The sequence below is a fragment of the Bradyrhizobium acaciae genome (assembly GCF_020889785.1).
Lineage (GTDB): Bacteria > Pseudomonadota > Alphaproteobacteria > Rhizobiales > Xanthobacteraceae > Bradyrhizobium > Bradyrhizobium acaciae.
The window spans coordinates 94,978-114,436 of record NZ_JACMYK010000004.1 but is presented as its reverse complement, the minus strand read 5'-3'; the positions used below and the strand labels follow the sequence as shown (position 1 = coordinate 114,436).

At 58.6% G+C, this 19,459-nt stretch carries 13 protein-coding genes; 7 read left to right on the top strand and 6 right to left on the bottom strand.

Features of this window, described 5'->3' with window-relative positions:
* Positions 1-165: 165 nt before the first annotated feature.
* Positions 166-888 (top strand): outer membrane protein, encoded by a 723-nt coding sequence (locus H8A92_RS03605; protein WP_229194529.1) that lies wholly within the window; start codon positions 166-168, stop codon positions 886-888.
* 317 nt (positions 889-1,205) lie between these two features.
* On the opposite strand, the gene H8A92_RS03600 is transcribed toward H8A92_RS03605, so the two are convergent.
* Positions 1,206-1,931, bottom strand: coding sequence for a helix-turn-helix transcriptional regulator (locus tag H8A92_RS03600; RefSeq protein WP_229194528.1), 726 nt, complete (start codon positions 1,929-1,931; stop codon positions 1,206-1,208).
* A gap of 1,141 nt (positions 1,932-3,072) precedes the next feature.
* Here H8A92_RS03600 and H8A92_RS03595 point away from each other — a divergent pair.
* Entirely contained in the window at positions 3,073-3,216 is a 144-nt protein-coding gene (locus tag H8A92_RS03595; protein ID WP_229194484.1) for a hypothetical protein, read from the top strand.
* Between the two features lie 50 nt (positions 3,217-3,266).
* Positions 3,267-3,983: a sulfite exporter TauE/SafE family protein gene (locus H8A92_RS03590; protein ID WP_229194483.1), complete on the top strand. Its 717-nt coding sequence runs from the start codon at positions 3,267-3,269 to the stop codon at positions 3,981-3,983.
* Between the two features lie 952 nt (positions 3,984-4,935).
* Here the strand turns inward: H8A92_RS03590 and H8A92_RS03585 are convergent.
* Positions 4,936-5,139, bottom strand: coding sequence for a hypothetical protein (locus tag H8A92_RS03585; protein ID WP_229194482.1), 204 nt, complete (start codon positions 5,137-5,139; stop codon positions 4,936-4,938).
* A 246-nt stretch (positions 5,140-5,385) separates the two neighbouring features.
* Between H8A92_RS03585 and hemN the strand changes: the two genes are divergently transcribed.
* Entirely contained in the window at positions 5,386-6,798 is a 1,413-nt protein-coding gene (gene hemN / locus H8A92_RS03580) for an oxygen-independent coproporphyrinogen III oxidase (protein ID WP_229194481.1), read from the top strand.
* Positions 6,799-7,310: 512 nt separating this feature from the next.
* On the opposite strand, the gene H8A92_RS03575 is transcribed toward hemN, so the two are convergent.
* A complete protein-coding gene (locus H8A92_RS03575; RefSeq protein ID WP_229194480.1) occupies positions 7,311-7,991 on the bottom strand; it encodes a hypothetical protein in 681 nt (226 codons plus the stop codon).
* A gap of 155 nt (positions 7,992-8,146) precedes the next feature.
* On the opposite strand from H8A92_RS03575, the gene H8A92_RS03570 reads away from it, so the two are divergent.
* Together H8A92_RS03570 and H8A92_RS03565 are read left to right on the top strand one after the other, a co-directional pair.
* Positions 8,147-8,569, top strand: coding sequence for a hypothetical protein (locus H8A92_RS03570; protein WP_229194479.1), 423 nt, complete (start codon positions 8,147-8,149; stop codon positions 8,567-8,569).
* A 371-nt stretch (positions 8,570-8,940) separates the two neighbouring features.
* Positions 8,941-10,281 carry a carbohydrate porin gene (locus H8A92_RS03565; RefSeq protein WP_229194478.1) on the top strand — a complete coding sequence of 447 codons (1,341 nt, stop codon included), beginning with the start codon at positions 8,941-8,943 and terminating at the stop codon, positions 10,279-10,281.
* 701 nt (positions 10,282-10,982) lie between these two features.
* Here H8A92_RS03565 and nopM read toward each other — a convergent pair.
* On the bottom strand, positions 10,983-12,734 hold the full coding sequence (gene nopM, locus H8A92_RS03560) for a T3SS effector NEL-type E3 ubiquitin ligase NopM (protein WP_229194527.1): 1,752 nt from the start codon (positions 12,732-12,734) through the stop codon (positions 10,983-10,985).
* A gap of 656 nt (positions 12,735-13,390) precedes the next feature.
* Between nopM and H8A92_RS03555 the strand changes: the two genes are divergently transcribed.
* Positions 13,391-15,211, top strand: a complete 1,821-nt coding sequence (locus H8A92_RS03555) for an NEL-type E3 ubiquitin ligase domain-containing protein (RefSeq protein ID WP_229194477.1) — start codon at positions 13,391-13,393, stop codon at positions 15,209-15,211.
* Positions 15,212-15,856: 645 nt separating this feature from the next.
* Here the strand turns inward: H8A92_RS03555 and H8A92_RS03550 are convergent.
* Positions 15,857-16,900, bottom strand: coding sequence for a pectinesterase family protein (locus H8A92_RS03550; protein ID WP_229194476.1), 1,044 nt, complete (start codon positions 16,898-16,900; stop codon positions 15,857-15,859).
* Between the two features lie 220 nt (positions 16,901-17,120).
* Positions 17,121-18,704 carry a glycoside hydrolase family 28 protein gene (locus H8A92_RS03545; protein WP_229194475.1) on the bottom strand — a complete coding sequence of 528 codons (1,584 nt, stop codon included), beginning with the start codon at positions 18,702-18,704 and terminating at the stop codon, positions 17,121-17,123.
* Between the last annotated feature and the right edge of the window lie 755 nt (positions 18,705-19,459).

The following is a 19,459-nucleotide window of genomic DNA, read 5'->3' as shown; positions in this document are numbered from 1 at the left end:
CGCCGCATTTTCGTCGAGGCGCCGCAAGTTAGGCGCCTCACAACCTGACGCACCGTGCGTTTCGACCCATTTCTTGCCGAGGAATGTTGTGCCTCAGTTACAGCAATTCGCAATCATGTTGTTAAGACGCACGGCGCCGGGGGCATCAAAAGGAATGACACTGGAATGAAGAATTTGCTGGTTCTGACCGCAAGCATCGCACTCAGCGCTGCAACTCCCGCATTCGGCGCTGACCTCGGCGGTCAGCCTGTCAACATCAAGGCGGCCACGCTGCCTGTGGTACCTCCGATCAACGACTGGAGCGGCTACTATATCGGCCTCAATGGCGGTTGGGGATCGAGTCACAATTGCTGGAATTTCAGCGGCGTCACTTCCGAGGGCTGCCATAATTCGACCGGCGGCACCGTCGGCGGCCAGATCGGCTATCGCTGGCAGATCTTCAGAACGGTGTACGGCATCGAAGGTCAAGGCAACTGGGCCGACTTCAGCGGCTCTAATGTCAGCACCGCTTTCCCAGCGGACACCGTTGGCACCAAGACAGATGCATTTGGATTGCTCACCGGCCACATCGGCTACGCATTGAATGCCGTGCTGCTTTACGCCAAGGGCGGTGCGGCGGTGACCAGCAATGCCTATCACGTCAACTCGGTGGCTGCTGGCACCGAGCTTGGCAGGACCAACGATGTTCGCTGGGGAGGCGCGCTCGGCGTGGGCGCCGAAGTCGGCCTGACCCCGAACTGGTCGGCTGGCCTCGAGTATAATCACTTGTTCATGCAGGGCAGCAACGTAAGCTTCCCCACGGCCGCTGGTTTCGATCGCGTTCAGCAGGACATCGATCTTGTCACGGCACGGCTCAACTACAAGTTCGGTCCGGCGTTTGCAAAATAGCGAACACCACGCGCGCAAGAGTTAAATCGAGAGCCCCGACTAACGGTCGGGGTTCTTTCTCGAAAGGCTGCCCTACCGCCTCGCAACAAGCCAGCGGAATCGGCGCGAGCTCGTCTAGGCTTGTATCACTGGCTGGCCGAGCGGACCGCGGGCACACCCGAGGAAACCAAGCCGGTGGGCTCGACATGCGTCATCGAACTCCAGAACCTCACGCAACGTGAGTTTCCTGTCGCCTGTCTCAACCAAGCACTGTTCGAATGACATGGGCCCTGCCAAAGATTGGCGTCAATGCCACGTCCTGGCAGTGAGGATGGATCTCAAACAATATTGAGGCGAATGGCTATAGCGGTCGCCTGGATCCGGCTGGTCGCACCCAGCTTTCGCATTGCATTCTTGATATGAAAATTGACCGTATTTTCGCTAATTTTTAGGATCTTCCCAATTTCCCAGGACGATTTCCCCTCTGCCACCCACCGCATGCAACTGATCTCCCGTTGCGACAATGCAATTTGTTTCCGGCAGCCGCCATTAGGGGGTCGAGCAATCTCGCCATAGGCGCTGTGAAAGAGCGAAGCCAGGGCATTTAGATGACCGATGCGATTCTGAGGATCAGCATCGTCGGACGGAGATGCAAAGGACACCACAGATACTTGGCCCAACGGGCCAAATAGAGGCACGCTCATGCCATGCTTCAGCCCGGCCTCCCTAGCCTCATCCAAAACGCGTCTCTCGTCCGGTTGAAGCTGACAATGGTCAGCGAGTTGGTCCCATAGAAACGGACGAGAATGCATCGGCGTCCGCCGGACCACCGGATCGATGGTGTGGTACTTACGTTTGAAGTATCGATCGCACCAGGCCGGCGGCCAATTCACAGCGACAGTCGGCGGTGGATACTCAGCCAACCGAAGTGGCTCGACGAAGTTGAGGGCTCCGTAAGCAACTTCACTGAATCCTTCCTCGGTGGCACGGTTTACGAGAAGATCGAACAACGCTCTCAGCGAATGCGTCTGGTTTGCGCATTCGGTGAAGCTGAAGAGATCCACGATGGGCGCTTCGGCACGCCGAGCAGGCTCGCCATCGCTGCGTTCGATTGCATTTGTTTCAGGCCGAGCCACATTCCATTCCATGAGCTGAACTCTCAGGTTTGCTCTTCGTGAAGTCTGGAGCGCCGCTGCGTCAGACGCCATTCCCGAATTTTTCACCTTCCGCTAGCTGCGGCGCGATAATTGTTCCGCCAAACGCCGGGATCCAGCGGCAATCCTCGTCGGACATCGACGGCACGCCACAACCGAAGCGCCGTCACATTCCGACCGAACGGTCCTGCTCGCCGATGACGCGCTGGCCAAGCAGGCCATCACCGCATTGTCGTTCGTCTGATGGTCTGTGCCCTCGATGCTGCCTTAATAGTGCGGCCAAAGCAGCCATGAACGACAAGATCGGCTCTACTCAGACTAAATGGTCAGCAGCGGCTGTCCTGCCCGAAGGACGCCTGACTTTGCCTCAAGGTTGAGCGCGATGATACCCTGAACGTTGACCTTCGCGATGCAAGCGAGTTGGAGCACGCTGACCAACTTGGCGATGCCGGGCTCGACCTACGCAGTTCCGACATTGGTCTTCTACTTCCTGCCGACAGGAAGGTCATTTTCGTCCCCGTCCTGCGAATTGCTGTCGCGGATTCTTCGCTCATCCTCCGTCCTTCGACGGCGTCGGGGATGCCGTCTGCGAGCAACGCGAAAGAGCCGCACCAGCAGGTGACCGCGTGATATAACGGCCCGGCGGCTGATCAAGCGCGTTGAAGAGGTCCAGCGCACCTGAATTGAAGACACAGATGCTCCGTGCGCCAGGTGCGCGATAGGAGATGCGCGCAGAAACGAGACTTGCCTTCCGCAGAGGACACCTTGCATGCGCATCTCCATAAGGGAGAGGACCTGGGCGCAGATCAGCAAGTGTCGTACCAACTGGCGGCCTCACAAGAATCAATGCTCTATAACCAGGAATTCAAGGCAAGAGCCCGGTTTTCGGCACACGCGCGCTTGAAGCAATGGCGACATCTGGAGGAAACGCGACAGCGCTACTTGCGCTAGGCTTACAGGGCCTGAAGAGTGCCGCTCGGCGCGGCAGCTCCCAAGCCCCCTTACAACAGCCGGGCTGTGCGCACCACTTTCACATCCAGGTCAAGTCCCAATGCTGGCAATTGAAGAAGCCGATCCACAAATGGCATTGGGTTTGGGAAACGTAGCCGGTGCCAATTGCGGCGCGCGGCCGCGCCGCATCCGATTAAAGCGCTCGCTTCGATTTCATCCGTCGCGGAAAGACAACTGGGACTGAATGAAATTAGCGCAAGGCAAGCGAAGAACTTTTCGCAGGGTTGGTGAAGTATGCTTTCTCTGTTCTTCGCGCTTATCTCACTGCTCTATGCAATGGTTGGCCAAGCCGGTGGAACCGCGTTCCTAGCGCTTATGGCGTTTTCTAGCGTGCCCTCCGCAGAGATGCGCCCGACGGCGCTTGGCCTCAACATTGTTGTCGCGAGTTATTCCACGTGGTTCTTAAACCGCAACAAAGTGATCGACTGGACAGCGCTCCGGCCGCTGCTATTGTCATCAATGCCGACGGCACTTGCCGGCAGCTTGCTGGTGCTCGGGGAGAACGTTTACAGGACATTGACTGGTCTTGTCCTCCTTTTGGCGAGCGCTGTGATGATCGTTCGGCGTGGCGACCTTGCCCACCGTATTTTCGAAACTCCGCTCTGGGGAAGCGTGGGCATTGGAGCGGTCATCGGGTTTGTTTCGGGTCTGACCGGCGTGGGCGGCGGAGTATTCCTGGCGCCCGCGCTCATGACACTGAACTTGGCGTCAGTCAGGCAAGTCACCCTGCTGTCGCCTCCGTTTATCCTAGCGAATTCCACAGTGGGCTTCGTCGGAGTTCTTTTCACCGGCCAATTTCCGTGTTCGGACGCGGCCATTTACGCAATGGCCGCACTGGGAGGAGCCATCGCAGGAACGGTCATCGGCCTGAAATGGCTGAGCCAGACAGCTATTAGGTTCGTCCTTGTAGCGGTTCTGCTCATTGCCGGCGTGCAGTTAGTTCGCACCTAGATGCGGTTCGATCTGCCTTTGCTGCGGCTGTCGTTGCAGTCATCGTTCACCAACGGGGGCCATGACAATAGCAGGAACGATTCCAAAACGAACGACCTGAGGCCTCGAAGCAGAACAGACGCGTATCGTCTGACTTGGACGTGCCAGGGAGTACAGAAGCTGACAATGCCCGCGCTTTGCGGTTCCGGCACAGCCTGCGGTCCGGTTGGGAATTGGTGAACTCGCGGCGCTCACAATGGCGCGGCCGAATTAAAGCGCCCCGACGCACCTGCCGGGGTTTGAAGTGCGCCGGGGCAGCCCCCGCATCATCAGTACATCCGTGACGATGCTTGGCGCAATGAGACAAGCGGCATGGCGGAATTGAGGCTGATCCATCTTTACCACGTGGAATGCAAAAATGTTTTTCAGCCGGTTCGACGCCTATTGAAACTCACGTTGCGTCACGTTGTAAGATCTCGCGCCCTGCGTTTCATCAACCGAGACTCCCTGTCTGACAAGGCCCAGCTTGGAGAGCATTCTGCTCGTTGCATCTCGAGGCGCCGCGCTAAATACTATCCCTATTCTCGTTTGCGCATGCCATTTTATCCTGCACAGCCTAGGCAGCCCGGAACGCAAATCGGAACACGACATCCGTGCCATAGCGTTTCCCGCCCATGTCACTGAATGCAAATGGGCTCAAAATCCCGTCTGCGCAGGTTTGAAGAGTGTGACTGACAACGATTCGGCAGATTGTAGACTCAATAGAAGCGCCGACCATCGTTCCTCGACGCGCCCTTCTACCGCAAGAAAAACAAGATCGACGCCGATACACGCCGGCGCTTTCTCACCATTACGTGCAAGCGTGCGGCAAACGCGGCTATTGCGCGAGGGGGAAGTGGCATGCGCGAGCCGAACGGTAGCATGCCCAAGTATCAGTCCGCATAGGGTGTATGAAGTCGAATTCGAAAGAAGCTCAACTACGCGTCGCTTTTGATTGTGACGCTTTGCCCTCCGATGGGGCCGAGCATTCCAGCAGCAATGCATCGAGGCTCGGGATTTCCGGAATCGCCTTGCCGGCGATCGCCTGAAGGTCACCGACCATGGCAACGCCTTGGATCCTGTCGTCGCAAAAGCCTGCGTTGGAGAATGCAGACGCCTCCGATGATTGATTGTTCATGCGCACAATGGTTGGGCGGATCGAGTCAGCGCGGCCCAGCTTATGCGAGATATTCGTTCCTTCACCGGTTGCAAATGACGGCTAGCGCCTGACTTGCTCACCGCTCCCAGTTCGCAGGCTGTGCTGGAAGTTACATCGAAGAGGGGTCTCGAGCTTCAGGATCAGAGCAGTGCTTTTGACCTAACGCAAAGACATAGCAGAGGATATGCATCAGCCTCATACCGTATCAGCGCGGAAAGGTAAGCGTTGCAGACGTCACTCCTAAACAAATATTGCGATGCTCGTCTGCCCTGGTACACCATTTACCCGACGGTACCGGATTTCTCTGATGCGGTCGGCGCCACGACCTATGAGGCGTGGTTGCGGCGGCTGCCGCTTGACGAATCCGTATCGCTCTACCTTCACGTTCCGTTCTGCCGGTCGATCTGCTGGTATTGCGGCTTCCCAACAAGCCTCACTCATAGCGAGCGGCCGATTCGCAATTACCTGCTGACGGTACGTGAGGAAATTCGTCTGGTAACAGAGCAAACGCCTCACGGTCTTCCGGTGAGCGACCTGCATTTCGGCGGCGGCACGCCGACTACTATCCCACCGGCCGATTTCTTGGCTCTGATGGAGCTCTTGCGCCGCCGCTTCGCGTTCAGCAAATCGACGGCGCTCGCCGTCGAGATCGACCCCCGCGCGTTCACGGCCGAGATGGCGGAAACCTTGGGAGTAGCGGGCGTCAGCCGCGCGAGCATCGGCGTGCAAAGCTTCGATCCCGTAGTGCAAAGGGCGGTCAACCGTCTCCAAAGCGAAGCGCAGGTCGCTTCGGCCGTCGAACGCCTTCGCCAACATGGAATAAGACGTATCAATTTCGACCTGCTCTTCGGATTGCCGCATCAGACCGTGCAATCCTGCGTGAACTCAGCGCAGACGGCTTTGACCATGCGGCCCGACCGCCTTGCGGTGTTCGGCTATGCCCATGTTCCCTCCTACATGAAACGTCAGCGCCAGATCGACGAGACGGCGCTGCCCGACAATGTTGCGCGCGCCGAGCAAGCTGCAGCCATGGCAGATACGCTGGTCGCCGCCGGATATCGCCAAATCGGGCTCGACCATTTTGCCCTCCCGGACGACGAGCTGGCGCACTCGCAGGAAACCGGACGGCTGCGCCGCAGCTCGCTCGGATATTCGGCCGATACGTGTAACACAGTGATCGGCTTTGGTCCGTCAGCCATCGGCCGTCTGCGCGATGGTTACGTGCAGAACGAGACGGCAACCAGTTCCTATAGCCGACAGATTAGTGCTGGCCATCTGGCAACCTCAAAGGGCCACTGCCTCACTGCCGAAGATCGCCTTCGGGCCGCAATCATCGAGCGGCTGATGTGCGACTTGCAGGCCGACGTGCCGGCAATCTGCGCCGCCCACGGATTTGCTCCGATGCCCTTTCTCGATTCAGCTGACCGTCTTGGAATGCTTGCCGAAGACGGGATATTAGACATCGAAGAGGGCTTCATCCGAGTCAAACCAGAGCACCGTTTTGTCATTCGCGCTGTTGCTGCTGCGTTCGACGCTTACATCGACCGCGCCCCTATTAGCTGGCCACGAATATGCGCATCGCGAAGGAGCGCTCGGAGGAGTGCCTCGGTCAGCCGATTGTCCAATGGATCGGACTGACTAGTCGCGACCTGCGTTGGGCTGGAAACGCTGACAAGATTGGTGCTACGCAACTCAGCGAGGTCCTGCGTAACGATCTCGCCGGACAACACTACTACGCTTCATCTGACGAAGCGTATAAATGTTGAAGTGCTTGTCGAGCAGTTCAGGGTAGCCATTGAATGGAAGGCGAGCTCTTTCCACCCGAAGACGTACACGGAAGAGCCCTTCTTCGGCATGCTTAGTGAGTTGGCGTTGACGTGAGTCCGCTATATGGACGTCATCATTCTGCCGTGATTGCAAAGGTGGGTACTAAAGGGAGGATTAAATTGGCGTCCCGGCTTTCCGCGTCAATTCGGAAATGGTCAGTTGGTTGGTGGCCAATCGCGCTTGCTTTGCACTGAATGGCCGCGTCCAGTTCGCTGCCCTTCACGTATCGGCTTGATCGAAGCGGGCGAGTTGGTCCGATTGACTGCGCTATAGCTGGCGCGGAACGACAGGTTTGGTGGCGACCAAAATCCGGCCTTTTGATCTTAAGGCGCGCTTGCCTTTGGTGCGATCACCGGCGCCCCTCCAACGGAAACAGGTCCTTGTGTGGACTGCCCGAGCCCTTTCTTGGCCCGGCTCGAAGCAGCGCGGGCGGACGGTGGGGCAGAAACGGAAGGCGTAGAAGCGATAGGCATTATATTCCGCAGCGCCTCGATCCGCGAAGTCAGCACGCTGATCTGATGTAAGATCCCCTTGAGCTCCTCCCGCTGAGCATCGATCCGGCGGCTCAGTTCTGCGATCTCATCGCTGGCTTTCAGCTGTGCCCACTTTATCTCGGATAGGGAAGCCCTGACATCCAGTGACGACCTCATAATCGAAGCGTCTTGGTGGGTTTCCGGTGTCCCGACAAATTCCCAGATGTCGGCCCAAAGCCAAGCGCCAGCAGCACTGGAGCTGACGAGGACAAGGAGGAGCAGCACCATAACCCGGAAAATGCCTCGCGACGGCCCTCTCAAGAGCGGTCGTAAATCCGAAGCAACCACATCGTCAATCATGACCATTGCGGCTCGTCGAGCATTCCTCTTTCGCTCGGTTTGCTTCGCCGATCCGAGGGCTTGCGGTGTTCGCGCGCTCCAGGGGTCCCCACTGCCGATAACGTCATATTCGCGGTCCTCCTCGACCGCTTGCCCTTCTTCCTGCGCGCCTTGAAGGACCTGCCGCTTCACTCAAGACGCGCCGCTTAAGAGAGTCGGCTGAGCCTCAATTCCTTATAGGAAGGGGAACCATTGCGCACGATCAACTACCAATCTCGGCAGGTTGATTGAGATCAGGGCGCATGCCAACCGGGACCAACGAAAGCCGCACACGGGAAGGACCCGCCATGCAAGACAGACTCGGCCGTCCCAACGGCTCTTACGGCGCCAACTGCTCGCCCGCCTCCACCAAAGCGGCTCGAAGGCTGTTTCGTCCATTCACTTGGGACCGCCAGGATGGGCGTCGCCGTGCGATCTTCGAGCGTACGCATTCCAGAGCCGGCTGGTCCCAGACCCTATCGATTGTCTGGCCCAACGGCATCACAAAACTCCATGAACCCTTGGATCGTGCCCCACAGGATTTCCTTCCTGGTGCCAGCCACTTCGTCAGTAAAGCGGTCTTCCAGCAAGGTACCCGCCAACGCCAGGCCACTGTGTCACTGGGCGAGCAGCTAGGCCGTGTTCATAAAGTGAGGGCGCAGGAAAGGGCATTCGTCCTCAACCTCTTGCCGCGCCGGCGCGCACTGCTCTCCTTCGGCGCTCCAGCGTGATGCGCAGGTGAATTGCAGAGCAGATCATCTACTCCCTCCCCGGGAACAGCGATGCCACTTCCTGCCAATCAGGCCGGAGTTCTTTTCAACCACGACCGGCTGACACGGACCCGAACTACGCCATGCGCAATTGGCTTCTTGCGGCGACGTCGCTTCGGACATCTTCGGCCGCCTTGGCATGTGTTTTCACGTTTCGGCCAATCGGCAAGCAATTTAGACGGGCTATCGCAGTTTCGCTGGCGGCTTGCGTGCTCGGCAACTCCGCGCGGGCACAAACCGCCGCTGAGCTTGATACCGGGAGCGACACTGTAGATCAAGCCAGCGAAAGCAGACACGCCTCTGGTCGGGCGACAAAGTTGCGGACCGGGACGATGCGTCAAGCAATCCAGCCTTGGCGCCCATGGTCTGCGGCACGCGCCGATGCGTCTGGCGAAAAGCGCAGCAGTGTTGATAGATTTGCTCAGACGCGAACGCAAAAGCCAATCGATCCCTCCGCCAGGTACGACAATCTGCGTGAAAAGGGGTTATGGCTCGCCATACCAGGCCCCGCAGATACGATTGATAAGGGGAATGGCGGCGTTCGGTCTGCGCTGGCAGATGTCGGCATTGGCTACATCGGCTGGACACACAACATGCTTGTAGATAATCAGCTGCCGAATGCAGCGAGAAGCCAAATCGCAAACCAGCTTTACATGGGCCAGAACCCGACCTTCGCTTCGGCGAACTTCTTGATCGTCACTTACGATCTCAGCCGATTTGGCATTCCCGATGGCCAGATTGTCGTCGGAGCCGCACAGCAATACTGGACGTGGGATCGCCCAGGGCCTGACAGAGTGGGGATCAACACGCTCGCCTACTACCAGACTTTTCTCGACAGGACACTCGAACTCAAACTTGGCTACCTGAGAAACCAAAATGAGTTTACTGGCACATTGTTCGGAGGGATGACCGGATCGAACATGTTCGCCTTGATCCAGGCAGGGGTGAGCACCAATGCTGCGCCCACGCCGGCGGTCAACCTGAAGTACAATTTTGACGATCGCTTCTACAACAAGATTTCTCTCCAGCGCTCACTCAGTCCGGATGGTCCCTATGCCGAGATAAAGGAAAATCCTGCCGGCGTGAACTGGAGCACCGCCAATGCAGGGACGCTTCTTGTCGATGAAGTCGGTTACAGGAGCAAGGCCGGTCCTGGATCGCCCGACACATGGCTGCGGGCCGGCGCTGGTTTCAATACCAGCCGCTACAAGAATTTGGCGGACCCGGATCAACAGCGAGTGAGCGGCAACAATTTCCAGTACGTCGCTGGGGACCGGCAATTTTGGCAAGCTGATGCCACTGGGTCGCCGTCTCGTGGACTCTATGGCGGATTCTCTGTCATGGCAGCTCCGCCTGACCTCAACAGGATCAGCCAGTATTACGAGCTTCGTCTTTATATGAAAGGGCCGTTTGATAGTCGCCCCAAGGATCTGGTTGCTCTTGTCGCCAGCAACACGATCTGGAGCAAGTTTGCCGTGGATGCTGCCTTGGCTAAAGGCCAGCTTGCGCATCGCGATACCCTGGCAATCACGGGCACATATACTGCCCATCTCGCCCCGGGCATCTACGCAAGCGCCGGACTGTCATACATCCACAATCCGACAAGCGTCACACATACGCTTCAAACCCAGCACGCTCTCAATCTGCTGGTGTCTACGCTGGTTTTCTTCTGACCGCGAATTGGTCGACGGATATAACAATCAATCGCCCGCACGGTCCTGCGCCAAATTCAAACATTACAGCGGAGCTCACATAGCCTCTACCAGTCTCCAACAGATAATACGTGAGAGTATCTTGTGGTCCTTGGCATCAACTTTGGCGCTGAGCTTGTCCTGTTGCAGGCGCTCATTGATGACGCACAACGTCTCTTCCTTGATGCAGTTTCTGACCGAAGAACCGCAAGGCTTTCGTGCAGCCCCGCGCGCACGACCTCACCTGCACGACGGCTTGTCCATCGTGAGCTGCCGACGCGGTTCATGCTTGAACTCCGCTAACTTGCCTGCCAAAATGGAGCACGCGGGAGGCGCCCGAAGTCAAATGGACTTGGCGAACAGTTAACTGTCTCGTCAAACCGAGCTTGTTGGCTGCGGCAGCGCCTCCGGAACTGATGATTTCACCGCTACGCACCCTTGGTCTCCTCAACAACTTTTTGACCGATGGAGCTCTCGTCCCATAGCGGATTTCGGCCGGACGTAGATACACTCTTCGCCTCGCGGGCGGGATTCCTCGCTCGGCAAGACCGGAAGGCCCAGATCGACGGCAGCGCACTTTCCAAGGTGCAAAAGCACGTCCGCAGCGATGGGCGAGGCTTCAGGACGATCTTTACGTACCGCCGCAGAGCGATGATAAAAATCTCGGCGGCGGGTTGGGAGCCTCATAGATCGAGGCCGCGCTGTGCGAGCACACGGCCCATGACCTCGCGTTTGATCTCGCCTGCGATCTGGTTTCGGACTTGCGCCCCGAGCACCCGCTCGGCATCCGCGTCGCCCAGCAGACCATGCTCGGCCAGTCGCTGACCGAGGCGGCTTTGAAACTCCTCGCCCATGGCTTCGTGCACGCGGTCTTGCATCGCGGCATGTTCGTCCGGATCGATGCGCTCCAGCACGGTCTCCCAGGGTTGCCAGCGGCTTGCCATGAACTCGGTGAACTGGCTTGCTTCCAGCTCCCGGACCAGATCCAGCGCCTTCTTCGCATCATCCTCGCTTACGTCAGAGACCGCCAAGAAGCGCATGTCAGGGGCGACATGACTAAGCTCCAGCGGCTCGCGCAGCCGATGTTGATAGGCGAGGTAGACTTCGACGTCGTCAACGTTCGGGTCGCTGCGAGCAAGCGATTTGACCCGGTCGCGCGCGATTTCGTCCAGCGCCTCCACGCGAAACGCGAGACGGCCGCACTGGATCAGTTCGTCAAGCCGATTGTCATATAGCCCCTTCTTGACGTCAGCGTTGAGGCGCGCCGTCTGCATACCGTTCCAGTGCAACGTAACACGATCCTCGCAGCTGGTGTTAGCCTCGGAAGCCTGTGCAAAGAACTGCTCGCGCAAATCCGCATTGGCGGACGCCTGCCGCAGATCATTGGCGACTGCTTGCCGAAACGCGTTATTGCCGTAGTTCACAGTGCCACGTAGCCTTTCCAGGAACTGTGCATAGTCCTGGGCGCCGGGCTCGTCGGTAAAGTGCTGCCATTCGGCCAGCGCGGTGGGGTCGTCTGCGAGCCAGTGTGCCGCAGCCTCATGCAGGGATTGCTGCGCACGCTGCGGTGATGGCGCTTCAGCCTCCGCCAGATGAGCGAGTACGTCGTCCGGCAGCGGGTTATCCCCGAACTCGGGGCTCACCAGATGCGGGTAGTAAAGGCTATTCATCGGGATGAGAGCCTCTAAAAGACCTTCAGGCAGGTTGGTCAGCCGATTACCGCTGACGTTGAGCGACTGGAGCGTGCTCGGAAGTGGATCGGGAAGGCTGGCCAATTGATTGCTGCTGACATTGAGGTCAACGAGCCGCGACGGGAGCGACTCGGGGAGATCGGTCAACTGATTGCCGCCGACCGCAAGAGAGGTGAGCTCGCTCGGGAGGGGGTCCGGCAGGCTCGTTAGGCGGTTGTCGTTCGCGTTCAGAATTTCGAGCGCGGCCGGAAGGTTGGCCGGCAGACTGGTCAATCTATTGTCGGCGACCTCCAGCTCAGAGAGGGTCGCCGGAAGATCGTCCGGTAAACTGGTCAAGCGATTATGGCTGATGTAAAGACGATGGAGGCCGGGTGGGAACATGGCGGGCAGGCTGCTTAGCTCGTTATGCCTGGCGCACAGTTCCAGCAATCTTGGCGGCAGGGCGGCAGGTAAAGCGGCCAGCGAGAGTGAGGATAAGTCCAGCGCGCGTGCGCCTGTGTTCTCCGTATTCCTGATTCGTGTGCGCCCCTGCCGCCGATTCTCGGCCTCGCCCTGCCCCACTTCGGCAACCCAGTTGTCAATGACCCGCGCGCGCGCGGAAGCCGGGGTCCGATAACCCGTGAAGGTTTCGACCAAATTCGCCACGGCGCGGTTGAAGCCGCCGAGGTGGCTTTCCTGGTCCGCCTCTTCGGAAGGCGCCGAGGAAGAAGAACCTGCGTTCCACTGTGCCCGTCCCGCGTCCATCAATTTCTCCATCATCAGAAACAAGAATGCCCCCTGCGAAGCAGGCGGTTGCAAAGCGCGAATGTCACTCGATAGCCGCTACAAGTGCTCTATGGTCCCGTCCGAGTGGGTACGGGTTCAAACGAGTCCAAGCGCGGCAAATGGATCGACACTGCTGCGAGTTTTGCCCATTTCGTTGACCAGATAAGTCTGGTAGCACCCGCTCCCAGGGCAGCGTTCCGCAGTTAACAGCCCTACCTGTCGATCAGCTGACGAGTGTCGCTGCAGAACCTCTGGGTTCGCTCGTATGCCACGGGTGAGCGAAGCAATCCAGCTTGCGGATGAACCGCTCAAGCTTTGCAAGGACCAGCTCGGCGCCACTGCAAGGCATCTGAGAGGCGTGAATTGGCCGTTCGGACCTCCTGCCGCGCTTCGTTTCCCGCTACTCGACCGAAAAGGCTCTGCTGGTCGTCGTTGTTGCTTATACCGAAGCTTGGCTATCCGCCGGGACGTGCCGGCAAACTATTCCAAATCGTTGTAGCGACGACCGTGACGGCTTCGTTGGCTCGTTGTCACCTTACGGCGACAGACTCTGTCAGCTTATCGAAAGCTAAATGCCTTAAGCTCTAAAATGTGTCGTCGTGGACTGAGTCTGCTCAGTCTCGTTAGGGGGTAAGATGGATCCTTTTGAGGCAGGACATATTCAGCACGATGGTGGTGCCCCCTCTGCGTCTTCCGAACAAGAGGGCGGCCAAAACGAGACCGCAGCGCAGTGGCAGGTACTCGTGACGGGCTATGCAGCTGCAGCTTCAGACCATGCTCAGGCCAATGAAGATCAGGCGCTTGAAAATTGGGCCGCTGAACCTGAGGTCGGCCCGCTTGAGGATCGCGAAGAAGTGGTCCGACGAGTGAATGCTCGGGGTGACGCCGTCAGACTGGATCTCGAATCGCTGTTCCTTACTGGTCTGCCGAGGCTCCCGGACGATATCGTCGTGCTCGATATTCCCTTCAACCGGCTTACGAGTCTGCCCGACAACCTCCCTGCTTCGCTCCGACGTCTAAACGTCAGTGCCAATCAACTGACCAGCCTGCCCGCGCTTCCAAGCGAGCTCAGAGGCCTGGACGCGAGGTCCAACCGGCTGAGGAGCTCGCCTGAGGGTCTACCTGCCGCACTAGAGTTTCTCGACCTCAGTCACAATCAATTGCTAGATCTGCCCGAGGTTCTCCCTGCTTCGCTCCGGTTTCTCTACGCCAGCCACAATCAGTTGACGAATCTGCCGGAGCTCCTTCCTGCCAGGCTCGAGTATCTCGACGTCAGCGGAAACCAACTCACGCGGTTGCAGGAGGTCCTCCCTACTTCACTGGAGTTTCTCGACGTCAGCCAAAACCAGTTGACGAGTTTGCCCGAGGACCTGCTGACGCGTTTCGGCCCTCATGGCAGCATAGTTCTGACGGATAATCCGTTGCCCGAGCAGGTGTTTGCGAATCTAGATTCAACACTTAACGCCGATGATTATGTCGGTCCGACCGTCTACCTTTCGCGCGATGACGAGAGTGAATCGTCCGGGACGGAAGATGAGCCGGCCGATGCTCTCATCGAGAAGGTCGCAGACTGGCTCCGCGGCAATCCACAGGAGGCTGATCGAGAGGTGCTGGCGGCTTGGCAGAGTCTTGCTGACGAGCCGGGCGCCCGGGAATACACGCTCTTCCTTGGCAAACTATTCGACTCCGTGAACTCAGGTAATGAAGAATTCCGCCAGTCGGTCGCCGATGATCTGCGGCAGGCGGCGAAAGACCCGCAATTATGCAAGCGCTACTTCCAGCTGGCCCTGGACGCGAACCAGAGCTGCGAGGATCGCCGAACTTTGACTTGGAACGGCATGCAGACCGCACGGCTCATCGCAGACGTCGAGAACGGCGCCTACAACACCGAGGCTCGGCTTCCCGATCTGATCGATCTGGGGCGGGTCATGTTCCGCCTGGACGCGCTGGAGACAATTGCGCGCGAAAAGGTTCACTCGCTAGGCTCCGGCAACGACGTCGAAGACATCGACGCCATTGAAGTCTTTCTTGCTTATCAAAACAAGCTCCGCGAGCGACTGGGATTGCAACACGTCGCGCCAAACATGCGCTTCTTTGAAGTCTCCGGCGTCACCGACGCTGACGTTGATAGCGCAGAGGCATCCGTGCGGGAGAGGGAGGCGACGGAGTTCGCCGACTATTTGGCGGTGGACTGGCAACCTTGGGACGACGTTGTGAGTCATATCGCCCCCAAGGACCATGCCATAGCGCAGGACAAGCTCATTGCTGCAATGGGGCCGGAGTTCGCCAGGCGGCTGCAGCAACAGCTCACCGACGAAGGTTTGATCGGGGTCGACGCTGACTTTGTCGAGGATGCCAAGCTACAGTTGGGTGCCGCAGTTCGCAGGGAAATCGCTCGTGAGATCAAGGGCGCTCTCAGAGACAAAGTGCTCAATGATCACGGCCTCAAGCTGTAAATCGCCTTTTGCTGCAGGAAGCTGCTAAGTCTCCTGTTGCAGTTTTCCTCCGGTGGGGCGGTCGGTCGCCGAGGGAATTCGCGTGATGCGCAGCGAGTGCTGCGGAACGCTGATCTAAGCACCGGCGTTGCTACTCATCCATCGGCGTTTTCCCTTAAGCGCGAGGGCCGATCTCGCGCTGATGCGGATGTCCTCGGCGGCTATCGAGGACGGCATGGCTAGACCGAACCGAAATCACAGAGAAGACACGCGCGTTTGTAGGCTTCCGATCCAGGATGGATGAACGTCGGACTCCGCCTGGCGGTATCGGCTGATCGAGCCGACCGCTACTGGCCGAGCTACGCGAGTTCTGAAAATCACCGGCCGAGCGAAGATAGCCGCGAAATTATCAGCTCACTTCATTGTCCGCAGATCTGCGCAAGGAGCTGAACAAGCAAATCAACCGGTGCGGCGTTGACGTGATGGTCCCTAGCGCTTGCCGACACTGAACTGCCAAAAGGAAAAGATGATCTGCGAGCCGGCGCGGACGCATGTGGGCGCGCCGCGAACCGATGAGATCGTCGCGCCGGCCCCTTCTATCGTTTTGACTCGGGCGCCAGTTGGTTTCTGTACAAGAACCTCCATGACAATTGGGCTCTCCTCCCGTCATTCATCCGAGAATCGCCGTCGAGACCCTTCGCCCTGAACGCTGCTCTGTGTTCGATCGTGATGGTTCGTCGGCAACCAATCTGTGGCGTCTCCGAAGAACACGCTCAGCGACCATCTCGCAGCTTCGCCATCTGTCAATTGATGGGAGTGAGGCTCGCGGCCTGAGGGGTTGGCCCCGACGCCGGAGGATCTGTATTCAGCATAATAGCTTGTCTTCAACGTCTTGGTCTTACCGGGCGTCCATTCGCGCCACCCTTCCGCGATCACGGGGGTATCTATCTTCGCCGACAGGAAGACCACTGTGGCGTAGGGGCGCCAAGGGCGGCCAAGGGCGATATAGCCCGCAACAGGGTCGGCAGTTAGCCTGCAATGATCAAAAACGTAGCCACTGTCCTCATCCGGCGCTGCCTTGCTCTGAGCGGTATAGATGACCGCCTGATTGGCGATGCCGTGCAACTCACATTGGCGAAACCAGGCCTTGGCGTTGCCGAATATAAAATCGACATGCCCCTCGATGTAGCACTTCGAGAAGTATTGTCGTGACATTCGGCCGTTCGGTCCCTTGCCGGCAAACAGCGTGTCCTGGGCGCCAAGCAGGCGGACGCGCGTAATGACGTCCCGGTCTCCGGTAACTGACAACGCTACTGCTTGCGAGGGGGGATTGGCTGGATTGAGGGCGTAGTCGTTTTGGATGGTCAGATTTTCGAGCCGGAAGTCATCGCCAGCGGCATCCAGTGTTGCCGAACGCGCGGTTCCTCCCGCATCGATCGCGCCGTCGCCATACACAATCACCGTATCCTCCGGTTTACCGCCAGTCCCCACGATATGAATACCGGACTTTGAGGCTTTGATCTTCTCGCGATAGATCCCCGGCGCGATCCGAACATCCCCGCCTTGCGCTGGCAACGCGTTGATGGCTTCCTGCACGGAGTGATAGTCTGCATTTGCGGCATGCGACACCAATAATGCCTCAGCGTATACTGCCGGGAGACAGAAATATCCGGCCAGAAGGGCGGCGAACATCAAGAATATTCTTCTCATTTGACCTTCCCCTTGGTCGCGTTTGCGGCGCTTCCCTGCAGTCGATATAACGCGCGGCCGCGAGATAACCCGAGGATCCTGAGCGCAACACTCTCAATGCCAGCTTGCTAACCAGTCGCGAAGCGGACGCGGGCCATGAGGCTTTCTTCCGCCAATATCGGCAATCCAAGCCCATCGATGCGGCTTCTCCGCTCCGACGTTCCGCGCCGGGGCCGTATGTTTACCGGTGAACGTCTCGGAATGCGCTGGAACAAGCGTCCGATCCGCGCAACAGCGGTTCTGTCGTTCGCCCCGGCAACGGCGGCCATACGTCAGAGTTATCGGCGGTCACCTTTGCATGTTCGAGCTGCCAGGTCGCGGAACTGGAAAATCGGACATCCTCGAGTGTTACGTCAAGGGCATGGCGCTCGTCTACGCCCCGCATCATCAGCGCGCCACTGTCGCCACGCACATGGCGCAGAACAATCTGCCGATAGACCGGAATCCGCGAGCCCTGTGCACGCGGATCGTATTTCGCATCGAACGCCAGTGGCCACCGGTTGCCCCTTAGACAGATGTTTTCGTAAGTCACGCGCTCGACCAGACCGCCGCGACTGACATCGCTCTTGATGCGCAGACCAGACGTCGTTCCGTCCAGCGTCAGATTACGCACAACTATGTCGCTGGCCCCGGAATTCACCTCGCTACCGATCGACATGCCGTGCCCCCAGCCGAAATAATTATCGATGATGGAGATATGGCTGCTTGAGCCATTATCGCCGGCCTTGATGGCGACGTTGTCGTCTCCGGTTCGGATGAAGCTACCGGTGATGGTCACATCCTGGCTCGCGCCAGGGTCGATGCCGTCGGTATTACGGGCATCCGCCGGGGCATCGATGGTGAGGCCCCAAAACGTGGCACCTTCGACCCGGTTCATCGCGATATGAAAATTGGGCGCATTGCGCAAGGTGACACCCGCGAACGTGATATCTTGCGCATGATCGATCTGGATCAAGCGCGGGGCGTTTTGGTTGCCGCCTTCGGCTTGGGCGCGGCGGGCGAGCTGCCACCAGGTTTCGGCGCCGCCGACCATGGTTGTGCCGCCCTGACCATCGATGATGCCGTCCCCGTAGATACCGCCGCCACGGGTTTTGGAAAAGCTGATGAACGGCCGGCAACCATCGCCCTTGCCCGAGATGCGACCACACTGTCCACGGCCCTTGTCGTAAGCAGCCGGTTCGGGGATGGCGATGAGCTTGGCGCCTCGTCCGATCCATAACGTCACGCCCGATTTCATCTCGAGAGGACCCGACCGGAACTCGCCCCGCCCTAGGTACACGGCGGCCCCCGACGGGCATTGGTCGATGGCATCTTGCAAGGTGACAGTATCTTGCTTGCCGGTCGGCACGGGCCGGTCGCACACCGTCTGAGGTGCAGTAGGCTCGGTAACTTTGCGACGATCTTGTGCATAGGCTTCCGGACAGAGAATGATGCAGGCAATGATGGATAACAGGCTGCATGCTCGAAAAGGCTGTGTCATCGACCTCGTCTCTTCGCCGCGCGATCGATGCGGCCTAATTGTCTTGTGCACGCGAACTGATCCGCCGCGGCTCGCCTCACTCGCCGCGCAAGATGACATTTGTAAGACGCAGAGGATGCAGAGACTTTCACGAGCTCGCAGCAGCAATGCGGCAAGGGCGATGAGCGGCCCTGCAAGGGCGCACACGATTTCCAGCTCACAGCGGAGAGAGAGCCGTGCACGCCCGTCACAGCCGTCTTGCAGGAAGACATACAGGTCGGCCAGTAAGCCGCCGTGTCGTGTCATGATGCTGGGCGGTGGCCAGCGTCCAGTGCTTGCGTTTCATACCTTCGTTTATGACGCTTTCGATAAGGCGGGGCGCATCAGCCTCGATGGGAGCAACAGGTGAGTGCCCGGCACCCGCTGGAGCCGCGGCACGCACGTGCCGGCCCCTGACTGCTGAACTACCGCGCTGTTCTTGAAGCGCCCGCAGGCCCATACCTACGTGTTTGCTCTCCTTGAACACTGTGTCAGAGGCCTGATTTAGTGCATTCCCATCACTGGCTTCGACCGACTGTTCACGCTCGCCGAGGTAATTCGGCCACCCTGTAAAGCATTTGAACATACTTTTTGGCCGTCAAGGGTGACAGTTTCCGGCGAGTACTGAGACCGCTCATCATCCGTGAATGCAATGAAAATCCGCGCGCGAGACATTTGGGCGGCCTGCGGCCGCGGCGTCTGGCAGGCCCAGCGGGAACGGCCACATGCGCTGCATCCAATTGCTGCTCAAAGGCGTACTGTTCCGGCTCGTCCGGTTTCTGATCGTCTCATGTACGATGCCGGAGGTGCTGCATTGGATATGTCGAAATTGCTCGATTCCATGCCAGCATCACCCCGAATCAGTGGGTTAGTCCTTAATCGGGCAAGCTTTCGAGAAGCTGACGAGCTGCGGCCGGCACCGGATCGCATTTCCTGAGCCCCCTCTTCCTATTTAAGTGGCCGCCGCTTACCCGCTCTCTTCCGGATCGCATTGTGATCGCTTGCAGCGACTTCATCATCCA

Excerpts from the sequence above, each read along its gene's own strand:
- H8A92_RS03550 (WP_229194476.1), bottom strand. The coding sequence starts at position 16,900 with ATGAGAAGAATATTCTTGATGTTCGCCGCCCTTCTGGCCGGATATTTC.
- nopM (WP_229194527.1), bottom strand. The coding sequence starts at position 12,734 with ATGGACGCGGGACGGGCACAGTGGAACGCAGGTTCTTCTTCCTCGGCG.
- H8A92_RS03545 (WP_229194475.1), bottom strand. The coding sequence starts at position 18,704 with ATGACACGACACGGCGGCTTACTGGCCGACCTGTATGTCTTCCTGCAA.
- H8A92_RS03555 (WP_229194477.1), top strand. The coding sequence starts at position 13,391 with ATGGATCCTTTTGAGGCAGGACATATTCAGCACGATGGTGGTGCCCCC.
- H8A92_RS03595 (WP_229194484.1), top strand. The coding sequence starts at position 3,073 with ATGCTGGCAATTGAAGAAGCCGATCCACAAATGGCATTGGGTTTGGGA.
- H8A92_RS03605 (WP_229194529.1), top strand. The coding sequence starts at position 166 with ATGAAGAATTTGCTGGTTCTGACCGCAAGCATCGCACTCAGCGCTGCA.
- H8A92_RS03565 (WP_229194478.1), top strand. The coding sequence starts at position 8,941 with ATGCGTCAAGCAATCCAGCCTTGGCGCCCATGGTCTGCGGCACGCGCC.
- H8A92_RS03570 (WP_229194479.1), top strand. The coding sequence starts at position 8,147 with ATGCAAGACAGACTCGGCCGTCCCAACGGCTCTTACGGCGCCAACTGC.
- H8A92_RS03590 (WP_229194483.1), top strand. The coding sequence starts at position 3,267 with ATGCTTTCTCTGTTCTTCGCGCTTATCTCACTGCTCTATGCAATGGTT.
- H8A92_RS03585 (WP_229194482.1), bottom strand. The coding sequence starts at position 5,139 with ATGAACAATCAATCATCGGAGGCGTCTGCATTCTCCAACGCAGGCTTT.